At 66.3% G+C, this 12,173-nt stretch carries 13 protein-coding genes; 5 read left to right on the forward strand and 8 right to left on the reverse strand.

Annotated features, from left to right (window positions below; genetic code table 11):
- Positions 1 to 158: 158 nt before the first annotated feature.
- From ffh to rimM, 3 genes are all read left to right on the forward strand, one after another.
- Positions 159 to 1,697, forward strand: a complete 1,539-nt coding sequence (ffh, locus tag IP78_RS02240) for a signal recognition particle protein (RefSeq protein WP_054110086.1) — start codon at positions 159 to 161, stop codon at positions 1,695 to 1,697.
- A 21-nt stretch (positions 1,698 to 1,718) separates the two neighbouring features.
- Entirely contained in the window at positions 1,719 to 2,288 is a 570-nt protein-coding gene (gene rpsP, locus IP78_RS02245; RefSeq protein ID WP_054110087.1) for a 30S ribosomal protein S16, read from the forward strand.
- Positions 2,289 to 2,438: 150 nt separating this feature from the next.
- Positions 2,439 to 2,975, forward strand: a complete 537-nt coding sequence (rimM, locus tag IP78_RS02250) for a ribosome maturation factor RimM (protein ID WP_054110088.1) — start codon at positions 2,439 to 2,441, stop codon at positions 2,973 to 2,975.
- Here rimM and IP78_RS14940 read toward each other — a convergent pair.
- A complete protein-coding gene (locus IP78_RS14940) occupies positions 2,972 to 3,145 on the reverse strand; it encodes a DUF1508 domain-containing protein (RefSeq protein WP_082384801.1) in 174 nt (57 codons plus the stop codon). The two genes, rimM and IP78_RS14940, sit on opposite strands and share 4 nt — an antisense overlap.
- Before the next feature lie 139 nt (positions 3,146 to 3,284).
- Between IP78_RS14940 and IP78_RS02255 the strand changes: the two genes are divergently transcribed.
- A complete protein-coding gene (locus IP78_RS02255) occupies positions 3,285 to 3,989 on the forward strand; it encodes a glutathione S-transferase N-terminal domain-containing protein (protein ID WP_054110089.1) in 705 nt (234 codons plus the stop codon).
- 1,554 nt (positions 3,990 to 5,543) lie between these two features.
- Here IP78_RS02255 and IP78_RS15215 read toward each other — a convergent pair.
- From IP78_RS15215 to IP78_RS02280, 6 genes are all read right to left on the reverse strand, one after another.
- On the reverse strand, positions 5,544 to 5,801 hold the full coding sequence (locus IP78_RS15215; RefSeq protein ID WP_156320247.1) for a hypothetical protein: 258 nt from the start codon (positions 5,799 to 5,801) through the stop codon (positions 5,544 to 5,546).
- A 129-nt stretch (positions 5,802 to 5,930) separates the two neighbouring features.
- Positions 5,931 to 6,725, reverse strand: a complete 795-nt coding sequence (locus IP78_RS02260; RefSeq protein WP_197272353.1) for an enoyl-ACP reductase — start codon at positions 6,723 to 6,725, stop codon at positions 5,931 to 5,933.
- Between the two features lie 61 nt (positions 6,726 to 6,786).
- The gene (locus tag IP78_RS02265) at positions 6,787 to 8,037 is read right to left on the reverse strand and encodes a sodium:proton antiporter (protein WP_231680873.1); all 1,251 of its coding nucleotides are present in this window, start codon (positions 8,035 to 8,037) and stop codon (positions 6,787 to 6,789) included.
- Positions 8,038 to 8,142: 105 nt separating this feature from the next.
- Positions 8,143 to 9,372, reverse strand: a complete 1,230-nt coding sequence (gene fabB, locus IP78_RS02270; RefSeq protein WP_054110092.1) for a beta-ketoacyl-ACP synthase I — start codon at positions 9,370 to 9,372, stop codon at positions 8,143 to 8,145.
- A gap of 55 nt (positions 9,373 to 9,427) precedes the next feature.
- Positions 9,428 to 9,961, reverse strand: a complete 534-nt coding sequence (gene fabA, locus IP78_RS02275) for a 3-hydroxyacyl-[acyl-carrier-protein] dehydratase FabA (RefSeq protein ID WP_156320248.1) — start codon at positions 9,959 to 9,961, stop codon at positions 9,428 to 9,430.
- Between the two features lie 98 nt (positions 9,962 to 10,059).
- Positions 10,060 to 10,629, reverse strand: coding sequence for an SH3 domain-containing protein (locus IP78_RS02280; RefSeq protein ID WP_231680875.1), 570 nt, complete (start codon positions 10,627 to 10,629; stop codon positions 10,060 to 10,062).
- Positions 10,630 to 10,666: 37 nt separating this feature from the next.
- Here IP78_RS02280 and IP78_RS02285 point away from each other — a divergent pair, with 37 nt between their 5' ends.
- Positions 10,667 to 11,653 (forward strand): D-glycerate dehydrogenase, encoded by a 987-nt coding sequence (locus IP78_RS02285; protein ID WP_054110095.1) that lies wholly within the window; start codon positions 10,667 to 10,669, stop codon positions 11,651 to 11,653.
- Positions 11,654 to 11,866: 213 nt separating this feature from the next.
- Here IP78_RS02285 and IP78_RS02290 read toward each other — a convergent pair whose 3' ends face one another.
- On the reverse strand, positions 11,867 to 12,121 hold the full coding sequence (locus tag IP78_RS02290) for a GlsB/YeaQ/YmgE family stress response membrane protein (protein ID WP_054110096.1): 255 nt from the start codon (positions 12,119 to 12,121) through the stop codon (positions 11,867 to 11,869).
- Between the last annotated feature and the right edge of the window lie 52 nt (positions 12,122 to 12,173).

The following is a 12,173-nucleotide window of genomic DNA, read 5'->3' on the forward strand; positions in this document are numbered from 1 at the left end:
ATAAGCCGCCGCTTCCGGCGCAAGTGAACCTCGCGCCTCCACCGTCACGACCCCCGCCCTTCATCGAAGGGAGCCACGGGACGAGGGCGGAGAGGAACCCCCGTCGACGTCGTACGTCCACGGGGGCTGAGGTCGTTTTGCGCCCTGACGAGGTGTGAATGTTCGAGGCTCTGAACGAGCGGCTGACAGGCGTCTTCGACCGGATCACCGGGCGCGGCGCCCTGTCCGAAAAAGATGTGGCCGAGGCGATGCGCGAGGTGCGCGTGGCCCTGCTGGAGGCCGACGTCGCCTTACCCGTCGTCAAGGACTTCGTCGCCTTCGCCACCGAGCGTGCCACCGGCGAAGAGGTCATCCGCTCGGTCAAGCCCGCCGACCAGGTCATCAAGATCGTCTACGACGGCCTGATCGAGATGCTGGGCGGCGAGGAGCCGGTTCCGCTCAACACCAACGCCACACCGCCCGCCGTCGTTCTGATGGCCGGCCTGCAAGGCTCGGGCAAGACGACCACGTCGGCCAAGCTGGCGCTGCGCCTGACCAAGTTCGATCGCAAGAAGGTCATGATGGCCTCGCTGGACACGCGGCGTCCGGCGGCGATGGAACAGCTGGCCCAGCTGGGCAAGCAGATCGAGGTCGCGACCCTGCCGATCGTCCAGGGCGAGAGCGCGGTCCAGATCACCCGGCGCGCGCTGCAGTCGGCCAAGCTTCAGGGTTTCGATGTCCTGATCCTGGACACCGCCGGTCGGATCACGCTGGACGAGGCGCTGATGAACGAGGTGGCCGAGGTCGCCGCCATCGCCAAGCCGGTCGAGACGCTTCTGGTCGCCGACAGCCTGACCGGTCAGGACGCGGTGCGCACCGCTGCTGCCTTCCATGAGCGGCTCCCGCTGACGGGCCTCGTTCTGACCCGCGCCGACGGCGACGGGCGCGGCGGGGCCATGCTGTCAATGCGGGCCACGACCGGCCTGCCGATCAAATATCTGGGCGCGGGCGAGAAGGTCGATGCGCTGGACGTGTTCGACGCGCGGCGCGTGGCGGGCCGCATCCTGGGCCAGGGCGACATCGTGGCCCTGGTCGAGAAGGCCGCGACCGAGCTGGATCAGGCCAAGGCCGAGGCCATGGCCAGGAAGCTGGCCAAGGGTCAGTTCGACCTGAACGACCTGGCCGCTCAGCTGCAGCAGATGAAGAAGATGGGCGGGCTTCAGGGCATCATGGGCCTGATGCCGGGCGTGGCCAAGATGAAGGCCCAGATGGCCGACGCCAACATCGACGACCGCATGATCGCCCGCCAGGAGGCCATCATCAGCTCCATGACCAAGGCCGAGCGCAAGAAGCCGGACCTGCTGAACGCGAGCCGCAAGAAGCGCATCGCGGCGGGCGCCGGCGTCGAGGTTCAGGAGATCAACCGCCTGCTCAAGCAGCACCGCCAGATGGCCGACATGGTCAAGTCGCTGTCGCGCGGCGGGCGCGGCAATCTGCAGAAGATGGCCGCCATGATGGGCGGCATGGGCATGGGCGGCATGCCTGGAATGGGCGGCGGCCCCGACATCAATCGCCTGAAGGCGCTGGGCGGCGGGCGCATACCCGAGCCGAGCCCCGAAGAGATGAAAGCCCTCCAGGACCGGCTCTCCGGCCTGGGCGGCGGACTACCGCCGGGAGGCCTGCCCGGCCTGCCGGGCCTCCCCAAGAAGCCGAACTGACCTCGTTAGAAAGAGACTGAAATGCTGAAGATTCGTCTGGCCCGCGGCGGCGCCAAGAAGCGCCCCTACTACTACATCGTCATCGCCGACAGCCACTCGCCGCGCGACGGCAAGTTCCTGGAGCGGGTGGGCACCTACAACCCCATGCTGCCGAAGGACGGCCCGACCCCGCGCGTCAGCCTGAAGGCCGACCGCATCGCCGAATGGCTGACCAAGGGCGCCCAGCCGACCGACCGCGTCGCCCGCTTCCTGAGCCAGGACGAGACCCTGTCGGCCAAGGTCAAGTGGACCCAGGGCAACAACCCCAAGAAGGGCGAGCCGGGCAAGAAGGCCCAGGAGCGTCTGGCCGAGCGCGCCCAGCGTGAAGCCGACCGCGCCGAGGCCGAGGCCCAGGCCAAGATCGAGGCCGCCGAAGCCGCCGCCCGCGCCAAGGAAGAGGCCGCTGCTGCCGCCGCTGCCGCTGCCGCCGCTCCGGCCGAGGAAGCCCCGGCTGAAGAGGCCGCTCCGGAAGCCGCTGCCGAGGAGGCTCCGGCCGCCGAAGCCGCCGCTGAAGAGGCGCCCGCCGCCGAGGAAGAGAAGACCGAGGCGTAACCGTCTCATTTTTTCCGCTCATCCCCGCGAAAGCGGGGACCCAGTGCTTTGGCCGATGGACGTTCATTGGAGCGGACAATGGCGATCCCATTCGCCGTGCCTCGCTTAAGGACTGGGTCCCCGCTTTCGCGGGGATGAGCGGAGTTTTTTATGTCCACCTCTTCATCGAACCAGAAACTCATCCTCGTCGCCCACGTCGCCGGTGCCTTCGGCGTGAAGGGCGAGGTGCGGATCACGACCTATACGGCCGACCCGCGCGCGCTGATGGACTATGGCCCCTTGCTGCGCGCCGATGGATCGCACGGCCTGACCCTGACGGCGGCTCGGCCGACCAAGGACGGGCTGGTCGCCAGAGCCAGGGAGATCGCCACCAAGGAGGAGGCCGACGCCCTGCGCGGTCTCAAACTCCACGTCCCCCGAGACCGGCTGCCAGAGCCGGAGGAAGACGAATTCTATCTGACCGACCTGATCGGATTGGAGGCGCGCGAGCCCTCGGGCACCGCGCTCGGCAAGGTCAAGGCGGTCCAGAACTTCGGCGCCGACGACATGCTGGAGATCGCACCGGCCGAGGGCGGTCCGACCTGGTACCTCCCCTTCACCCGGGACGCCGTGCCCGAACTGCACATCGCCGACGGCTGGCTGATGGCCGTGCGCCCGGCCGAGGTCGGCGAGCGCGAGCCGGACTAGCCGTCCACGACCTCGGCGTCTCCGACGTGCTTCTTGATCGACTCGATCGCCCGCTTGGCCCCGGATTTGTCGGAATAGCCCTCGGTCGAGAAGATGATTTCCGAGTTGTATTTGAAGCGGACCCGGAACTCTCCGGCCTTGTCCTGGTAGATTTCAAACTTGTGGGCCATGCGGCGTCTCCCTGCTGAAGGGCCGATATGGCCAAGCCGGATGGTCGCCGGTCAACCCGTCCCGTGTCGTGTAACGGACACTTGCGCGTGAGCGAAGGACCCCCACATGAAGCCCTAACCGCAACAGAGACTGTATCTTATGGCCGACCTCAGCGCCTTTCCGATCACCAACCAGTATCCGACCAAGGACCCGTCGGTTCTGCAGCTCTATTCCAATCCCACGCCGAACGGGGTGAAGGTCGCCATCGCGCTGGAGGAGCTGGGCCTGCCGTACGAGGCGCATTTCGTCGACATCATGCAGAACCAGACCTGGACGGCCGACTATCTGTCGCTGAACCCGAACGGCAAGATCCCGGCGATCCTCGATCCCGATGGTCCGGGCGGCAAGCCTTTCGCCCTGTGGGAGTCCGGGGCCATTCTGGTCTACCTCGCCGACAAGGCGGGCAAGCTGATCCCGGCCGATCCGGCGGGGCGCTACGAGACCCTGCAGTGGGTGTTCTGGCAGATGGCGGCGCTGGGGCCGATGACGGGCCAGCTCGGCTTCTTCCACAAGTTCGCGGGCAAGGAGATCGAGGACAAGCGTCCGCGCGACCGCTTCGCCACCGAGGTCAAGCGGCTGCTGGGCGTGCTGGAAGGCCGCCTGGCGGACCGCCCCTTCATCATGGGTGACGACTTCACCATCGCCGATATCGCCCTGATCGGCTGGGTCCGCGCCATCCCCGCCTTCTACGCGGCGGGCGAACTGGTCGACTGGGGGTCGCTGAAGGTCGTGCCCGAGTGGGTCGCACGCTGCGAGGCGCGACCGGCCGTGGCGCGCGGTCTGACGATCCCGGCCAAGTCTTAAGGGGCGATTGGGGCGCGCCAGCACTCAGACAGGCGCGTTTCGGCGAGGATTACCGCTTCTGCGATGAGACCATCTGTGGCGGTCAATCGCATGGTCGCTGTGGTGTTTCCGGGTTGGATCGCGGGTCCCTCTATGGTGAAACCTCGACCATCGACGGGCGGCGGTTCCGCTGGTATTGGCTCCCCTCCTCGAGGAGGCGCCCCATATAGAGGGCCACTGTCAAATCCTGGTGCTTCGAGTCGGTTGAATGCGTCCAGCACGGTCAGGATCGCAGGGCAGGTGTCGCTGTCTGCGCGCTCGATGTCGAAGGCAAGGTCAAAGGACGGTCCTCGATACCGCGTCGCTGAAAATTCGGTTCGGAAGGCCCTTGCACCAGGACCGTCAACCGGACGAACGGCCTTATGGAACTCTATCGTCCAGGCACCCTGGGCATCGGAGGACGAAACGCTCAGAACTCTGACAGCCGAAACATCCGCGGCGTCACCACCACCGGCGGCGAAAGCCTCAAGCGCAGCGATGAATGATGTCAGCCACATGTCATTCCGTTCCGCGCCTGTCGGGTGCTTTCCATGTCAGCCGCTCAGTTAGCGAAATCAGGCTCTTGGCTGGTCCAGCATCCCGCCAAGTTTGCTGTGGCCGCCAGCCCGAACTCTGCGATCAAGCCTCCGTTGCTGCTTATCTCAACCCGAGTTCCCATGGTATGGTCCGGCTGGGTGCCCGATCCCCAAACCTTTGTGTGCAAGCCATCCACCGTCATTCGTATTGGCCGACGCCCCACCGGGTCTGCTGACGGCGGCGAAATACCTGGGACCTCAAGCTGGGGGGCGACCAAGCCCGTCATCCAGATGAGCGTGTTCCTCATTGCCGGGCACGAGCGGGAATCAGCCCAAGTCGCTTCGCCAGGTTCTCCTCGTTCCCCCGAAACCCGACGCGCAGAGTATTCGATCCACGGAAGGCCATCGGGCAGGCGGATCGATCGGTTCGGGTGGACGAAGAACTCTACGGTTTGCCAGCGACCGCTGACGGCTTCCTCGGTCGAGAAACCGGCGCTTGCAGACATTCGGTGGGGATCAGAGGGATCCTGACCTGCAAGGCTCGACGCCGCTGTAGCCGAATGCGGCAGAGCGAGTAGAGCCGCCAATACCGCATATGCTTTAAGGGCAGGGTGTCGCATCTGGATTTACCTCCGGGCCGGGGTTGTCTTCGTCGCCATCCATGTTTGTCTGATTGTAGACGTGTATCTGCACCCTTGGCGGCTGATTCCTAGAGTGGGTTCCGACCATATAGAATCGAAGCCCGGTGCTCGGTCCGCCAGCTTGCGTCACAAGGTCCTGGAAATGCGGGTAGACGACTTATCTATCTGGACTCGACGGGTAAGGTCCTGTGCCAGGATGAGAATGAATTAGTCCAACCAAATTCGCTGGGTTGACGCCGTCTAGCAAGAAGCTGCAGCTCCCTGCGTTGGGTGCGCCAACGTCCAAGTTGAGGGCGTCGACCCCACCGCTGGCGTTGCGGACCAGCACCATGCACCTCTCTCTGTTGTCGAGAAGCGGATCACCCGCGTCTTGTTGCATGATCCTGAATGCCCGCCGCCGCCGCCGCATCCGCATTCCATTCCAGAGCGGCTTCAGGATTGTCACATGGGTGCGGCGGCGGAACATACTCAGGATCGGTGATCTCATTTTGCGGGTCGCCGGGGTTCTCCCCCTGACCGCCACCCCCGCTGCCGCCCCCTCCTGACGGAAAGGTTCCTCCCGGTCGTCGGCGTTGACCGACGAGGAAGATGTCACCCGGGTATGTCGGATCGGTCATGGCGGGCTCCTGAGATGGCCCGCTTACCATGAACCCGCATGCCCCCCCCCTTGACGAGTCACATTCCCGTTAATCGTGAAAATTGTTCCGCATGCGACCTGTGCGTTGGACTCGTCGTCGCGTCGGAACCTATTCCTCGCCGTCCGGCAGGCCCATCATGTGGAAGCCGGCGTCGACATGGATGACCTCGCCGGTGGTCGACAGGCCCAGGTCCGAGCACAGCCACAGGGCGCAGCCGGCGACGCCCTCCATGCTGGTGTCTTCTTTCATGGCCGACATGGCGCGGCCTTGCGCGATCATGCCCCGGCCGCCGGAGATGCCGGCCAGCGAAAGGGTGCGCATGGCGCCCGCCGAGATGGCGTTGACGCGGATACCCTTGGGCCCCAGGTCGCGGGCGATGTAGCGGGTCGCGGCCTCCAGCGCGGCCTTGGCCACGCCCATGGTGTTGTAGTTCGGGATGGCGCGCTCGGACCCCAGATAGGTCATGGTCACCAGCGAGCCGCCGTTGGGCATCAGCTTCGAGGCGCGTTTGGCCACGTCGACGAAGCTGAAGGCCGAGATGTTCATGGCCAGGAGGAAGCTGTCGCGGCTGGTGTTGTCGACGAAGGAGCCCTTCAGCTCGTCCTTGTTTGCGAAGGCGACGGAGTGGACGACGAAGTCGATGGTGCCGAAGGTCTTTTCCAGCTCGGCGAAGGCGGCGTCCATGGAGGCGTCGTCGGTGACGTCGGCCTGGATCACGGCCTTGGCCCCGACGCTCTCGGCCAGCGGACGCACGCGCCGCTCCAGCCCCTCGCCGAGGTAGGTGAAGGCCAGCTCCGCGCCCTGGGCGGCCAGCTGGGAGGCGATGCCCCAGGCGATAGAGTTCGAATTGGCGACTCCCATGATCAGGCCCTTCTTGCCCTTCATGAGTTCGCCCGTGGGCATGTTCCAGCCGCTCTCGCTCGCCATGTCTCGATCTCCGTGTGCGCGGGCGTCCGGCGTCGGATCAGCCCAGCTGTTCGTCTCTGGGGGGTGGGTTAGCAGGGGCGGCCTCGCCCTGCAAAGAGCGTCCGCCCAGCCGCTCGATCAGCGCCATCAGCGGGGTCGAGGTGATCCCGTGGACGATGATGGATGTCAGGATGATGAAGCCAGTGATGGCCCACAGCCGCTCGCTGTCGCCGAAGTCGCCGTGGTTGATGCCGTAGGCGAGGTAGTAGACCGACCCCAGGCCCCGGATACCGAGATAGGCCAGGAGCACCTTGTCCCGACGGGGCAGGGGCGATCCGATCAGGGACAGGTAGCCCGCGACCGGGCGCACGATGAACAGGATGGCCAGGCCGATTGCGACGTCGGTCCAGGTCAGGGCGTCGAGCAGGCCGTTGGCCAGGGCCCCGCCGAACAGGACGAGCAGGAGCATCATCAGCAGGCGTTCGATCTGCTCGGCGAAGTCGTGCATCTCCTCGTGGAAGTCGTCCTCGCGCTCGGACGCCCGGATCGTCAGGGCACAGACGAAGACGGCGAGAAAGCCGTAGCCGTGGACGATCTCGGTCACGGCATAGGCGATGAAGGTCGCCCCGATCGCCACCAGGCCGTCGGCGTGGCGCGACAGGCCGCGCTTGTGCGCATGGAAGATCAGCCAGCCCATCGCCTTGCCGACCGCCCAGCCCGTGACGCCGCCGGCCAGCAGTTTCCACCCCACGTCGATGGCCAGCCATTCCCCCAGCCCCTGACCGGCCCAGGTCGCCGCGCCGGCCATGGAGACGAGGATGGCCAGGTTGACGAAGGGAAAGGCCAGGGCGTCGTTCAGCCCGGCCTCGGCCGTCAGATTGAAGCGGACCTCATTCTCCTCGCCCGAGCGCGGCGGCCCGGTCTGGACATCGGAGGCGAGAACCGGATCGGTCGGGGCCATGGCCGCGCCGAGCAGCAGCGCCATCGCCAGGCTGAAGCCGAGACCCAGCACGCCGAGCCAGGCGGTCGCGGCGATCGTCAGGGGCATGGCGATGGCCAGCAACCGCCAGGTCGGTGCCCATCCCTTCCAGCTGATGGGCCGATCCAGCTTCAGCCCCGCCCCCATCAGGGAGATGATGACCACCAGCTCGGTCAGCCGCTCGGTGATGGTGTCGAAGGTGCGCGGGTCCGGGTCGAAACCGACGATGTCCAGCGCGAAGATGCCGAAGCCCAGGCCGACGCAGATCATGGCCAGCGACAGCGGCAGGCGTCGCAGCCCCTTGGGCGCCCACGAGACGAGCAGGACCACGGCCCCGAGGCCGAGCAGCAGCAGGATGTAGGGGTCGATTTCCAGGCGCTCGGTCTCCGGTCAGCGCCCTAGAACGCGCGAAACCGAGCTTCGCCGCAAGCCGCGTCAGACCTTCGAGAAGATCACCGTGCCGTTCGTCCCGCCGAAGCCGAAGCTGTTCGACATGACGGTGGTCAGCTCCATGTCCTTGCGCTCGCGCAGGATGGGCATGCCGTCGAACTCGGGGTCGAGGTTCTCGATGTGCGCGCTCTCGGAGGCGAAGCCGTTGTGGAGCATCAGCAGCGAATAGATGGCCTCCTGCGCGCCGGCCGCGCCCAGGCTATGGCCCGTCAGCGACTTGGTCGACGAAATCAGGGGCATGTGGTCGCCGAACACGGCCCGGACCGCGCCCATCTCCTTGGAGTCGCCCACCGGCGTGGAGGTGCCGTGGGGGTTGAGATAGTCGATGGCGCGCTGGCCCGCCTGGGTCAGGGCGATCTTCATGCAACGCTCGGCACCCTCGCCCGACGGCGCCACCATGTCGTAGCCATCGGAGTTGGCGCCGTAGCCCACGACCTCGGCATAGATCTTAGCGCCGCGCGCCTTGGCCCGCTCATACTCCTCCAGCACCACGATGCCCGCGCCGCCGGCGATGACGAAGCCGTCGCGGTCCTTGTCGTAGGCGCGCGAGGCGACCGAGGGCGTGTCGTTGAAGTTCGACGACATGGCCCCCATCGCGTCGAACATGTTGGACATGGACCAGTCGATGTCCTCGACCCCGCCGGCGAAGACGACGTCCTGCTTGCCCCACTGAATCTGCTCAGCGGCCGCGCCGATGCAGTGGACGCTGGTTGCGCAGGCGGAGCTGATCGAATAGTTGATGCCGCGCATCTCGAACCAGGTCGACAGCACGGCCGAGGGGCCCGACGCCATCGCCTTGGGCACGGCGAACGGCCCGATGCGCTTGGGCGAGCCCTTTTCGACCGTGGTCTGGGCGGCCTGGAGAATGACCTGCGTGGAGGGGCCGCCCTCGCCGACGATCAGGCCGATGCGGTCGTCCTTGATCTCCTCGGCGGTCATGCCGGAGTCCTTCAGCGCCTCCTCGAAGGCGATGTGACCCCAGGCGGTGCCGTTGGCGAGGAAGCGCGCGGCGCGACGGTCCACGAGCGGGGCCCAGTCCTCGGCGGTGACGCCCAGCGACGGCGGGGCCCAGACCTGACTGCGGAAGCCGTGGGCGATGTGGTCGGGGGCCGCGATGACGCCGGATCTGGCCGAGCGCAGAGAGGCGGTCACTTCCTCCTGGCCCGTGCCGATGGAGGAGACGATGCCCAGACCGGTGACGACGACACGCCGCATATGTGTTTCCTTCTAAAGTCTTCGGTCCGCGTTGATCGCGGAACTCGTTTGAAAATCAGCCGCCCGTGGGCTTCTCGCCCGGCTGGAACAGGCCGACGCGCATGTCGGTCGCCGTGTAGATAGGAACGCCGTCGGCTTCCATCACCCCGTCGGCGATGCCCATGACGAGGCGACGGTTGATCACGCGCTTCAGGGTGATCTTGTAGGTGACCTTTTTGATGTCCGGGGTGACCTGGCCGGTGAACTTGACCTCGCCGACGCCCAGAGCCCGGCCCTTGCCCGGTCCGCCGATCCAGCCGAGGTAGAAGCCGACGAGCTGCCACATGGCGTCGAGGCCCAGGCAGCCTGGCATCACCGGATCGCCGATGAAGTGGCACTGGAAGAACCAGAGGTCGGGATGAACATCGAGTTCGGCCTCGATGTAGCCCTTGCCGTGCTCGCCACCGTCGCCGTTGATCTGGGTGATCCGGTCGAACATCAGCATGGGCGGGGCGGGCAGCTGGGCATTGCCCGGCCCGAACAGCTCGCCCCGGCTGGACGCCAGAAGCGCGGCGTGGTCGAAGGACGAGGGATATTGCGACTGGCTCAAGGGCGGGGCTCCCGAAGTGTGGCGGGGGCGTGACATGACCGGCGTCAAGGGTCAATGGCGCGCTGTTTCTCCCTCCCCGGAACGGGGAGGGAGAGGCGTTACCTTGCCTCGCCCGCCGGGCGCGAGGCGTCGCACAGGGCGGCGTCCGCGGCGCCGAACACCGAATCGGCCTTGACCCAGCCGCGCAGCTTCTGGGCGCGGACGCGACACCAGCCGTCCTCGCACTCGTCGAGAGAGACAAGGGAGCGTCCGCTGAAGCGGGCCTTGATCGCGGCCTCCTCGTCCGGGCGGGCGCGGATCGGCACCTCGTCCGTCGTCGCGTTGAAGGCCCCGCGACGGCCGGACGCCACGCTGCGGTGAATCCAGGCGACGGCGCCTTCGGGATCGCAGATCTTCCGCCATTCGCGTGTCTCGGCGATGACCTGAACCGGCAGGCCGGCGGCGCGGTATTCCCACAGGATGCGGTAATCCAGGCCCGGTCCCTGACGCGCGCGGACCTCGGATGACTTCAGCGAGACCCAGCGCGGCACCTCCAACCCCGTCGGCGTCGGGCGACCGTCTGGCATGGTGGCCGTGGCCCCGGCCGCCACGCCTGCGCCGATCACCAGCACGATCGCGGCCATGCGGCGCGACAGGCTTTGGAGACGGGGGTGAGACTTGCTAGACACCGGGCTCTATGTCGCTCGTGGTCAATCCAAGGCTCTCATGTCCAGCAATCGGCTTAAGGTCGTCTTAACCAGAAGGCTGCCCGACGCGGTCGAGACGCGCATGCGCGAGCTGTTCGACGCCGAGCTGAACCTGAAGGACCAGCCGTTCGACCGCGCGGCACTGGTCGCGGCGGTCCAGCGTGCGGATGTGTTGGTGCCCACTATCACCGACGAGATCGACGCCGACCTGATCGCCCAGGCCGGCGAGCAGCTGAAGATGATCGCCAACTTCGGCGCGGGCGTGGACCATATCGACGTGGACGCCGCCGTCGGGCAGGGACTGATCGTGACCAATACCCCGGGCGTCCTGACCGAAGACACGGCGGACCTGGCCATGAGCCTGATCCTGGCCGTCAGCCGCCGTCTGGTTGAAGGCGCCAACATCGTCCAGGCGGGTGAGTTCCAGGGCTGGACGCCAACCTGGATGTGCGGGCGCAAGTTGTGGGGCAAGCGGCTGGGGATCATCGGCATGGGCCGCATCGGCCAGGCCCTGGCGCGCCGGGCCAGGGCTTTCGGTCTGCAGGTCCACTATCACAACCGAAAGGCCGTCAGCCCCCGGATCGAGGAGGAGCTGGGCGCGACCTACTGGGACGAGCTGGACCCCATGCTGTCGCGCATGGACCTGATCTCGCTGAACTGCCCGGCGACGAAGGACACCCATCACCTGCTGGACGCGCGGCGGCTGGTGCTGCTCCAGCCCCACGCCATCCTGATCAACACGGCGCGGGGCGAGCTGATCGACGAGGCTGCACTGGCCGATGCGGTGGCCCAGCGCAGGATCGCGGGCGTCGGCCTGGACGTGTTCGAGAACGAGCCGGCCATTCATCCCGGCCTGCTGGGCCATCCGAACGTGGTGCTGCTGCCACATCTAGGCTCTGCGACGCTTGAGGCGCGTCAGGACATGGGCGACCGGGTCATCGCCAACATCATGACCTTCCAGAACGGCCACCGGCCGCCGGACCGGGTCATTCCGGCGATGTTCTAGACGCCCCGCCTCTCTCCGCTCATCCCGGCGAAAGCCGGGACCCAGCGCTTTGGGCGATGATCAGCGGGCGTGGAGTCGAGGCATCCAATCGACCCTCCGTGCCCCACAAAAGGACTGGGTCCCGGCTTTCGCCGGGATGAGCGGAACATGGGGGTCAAAGAAAAAGGGACAGCCAGCAGGCTGTCCCTTCATCATATCAGCCTGTCGGGTCGATCAGGCGCGTCGCTTGACCAGTCCCAGCAGGAACAGAAGCAGGCAGGCACCGCCGAACGCGACGATGAACGTCATGATGTTGAAGCCGCCCACGGGCGTTCCAAACAGGTTCGAGGCGATGAAACCACCGATGAGGGCACCGAGCACACCAACGATAAGGTTGGTGATCAGGCCGTGATTACGGCCCATGACTTTCTCGGCCAACCAACCGGCGACGATGCCGATGACCAGCCAACCAATAATACCAAGTCCCATGATGTCTATCCTTCCAAAGCCAAGGTGACCCAACAATGCGCCCGGGCTCTGG

This window comes from Brevundimonas sp. AAP58 (assembly GCF_001295975.1).
In the GTDB taxonomy this organism is placed as follows: Bacteria; Pseudomonadota; Alphaproteobacteria; order Caulobacterales; family Caulobacteraceae; genus Brevundimonas.

Excerpts from the sequence above, each read along its gene's own strand:
- rpsP (WP_054110087.1), top strand. The coding sequence starts at position 1,719 with ATGCTGAAGATTCGTCTGGCCCGCGGCGGCGCCAAGAAGCGCCCCTAC.
- IP78_RS02290 (WP_054110096.1), bottom strand. The coding sequence starts at position 12,121 with ATGGGACTTGGTATTATTGGTTGGCTGGTCATCGGCATCGTCGCCGGT.
- IP78_RS02260 (WP_197272353.1), bottom strand. The coding sequence starts at position 6,725 with ATGCCCACGGGCGAACTCATGAAGGGCAAGAAGGGCCTGATCATGGGA.
- IP78_RS02285 (WP_054110095.1), top strand. The coding sequence starts at position 10,667 with ATGTCCAGCAATCGGCTTAAGGTCGTCTTAACCAGAAGGCTGCCCGAC.
- rimM (WP_054110088.1), top strand. The coding sequence starts at position 2,439 with ATGTCCACCTCTTCATCGAACCAGAAACTCATCCTCGTCGCCCACGTC.
- ffh (WP_054110086.1), top strand. The coding sequence starts at position 159 with ATGTTCGAGGCTCTGAACGAGCGGCTGACAGGCGTCTTCGACCGGATC.
- IP78_RS14940 (WP_082384801.1), bottom strand. The coding sequence starts at position 3,145 with ATGGCCCACAAGTTTGAAATCTACCAGGACAAGGCCGGAGAGTTCCGG.
- fabB (WP_054110092.1), bottom strand. The coding sequence starts at position 9,372 with ATGCGGCGTGTCGTCGTCACCGGTCTGGGCATCGTCTCCTCCATCGGC.
- IP78_RS02255 (WP_054110089.1), top strand. The coding sequence starts at position 3,285 with ATGGCCGACCTCAGCGCCTTTCCGATCACCAACCAGTATCCGACCAAG.
- IP78_RS15215 (WP_156320247.1), bottom strand. The coding sequence starts at position 5,801 with ATGACCGATCCGACATACCCGGGTGACATCTTCCTCGTCGGTCAACGC.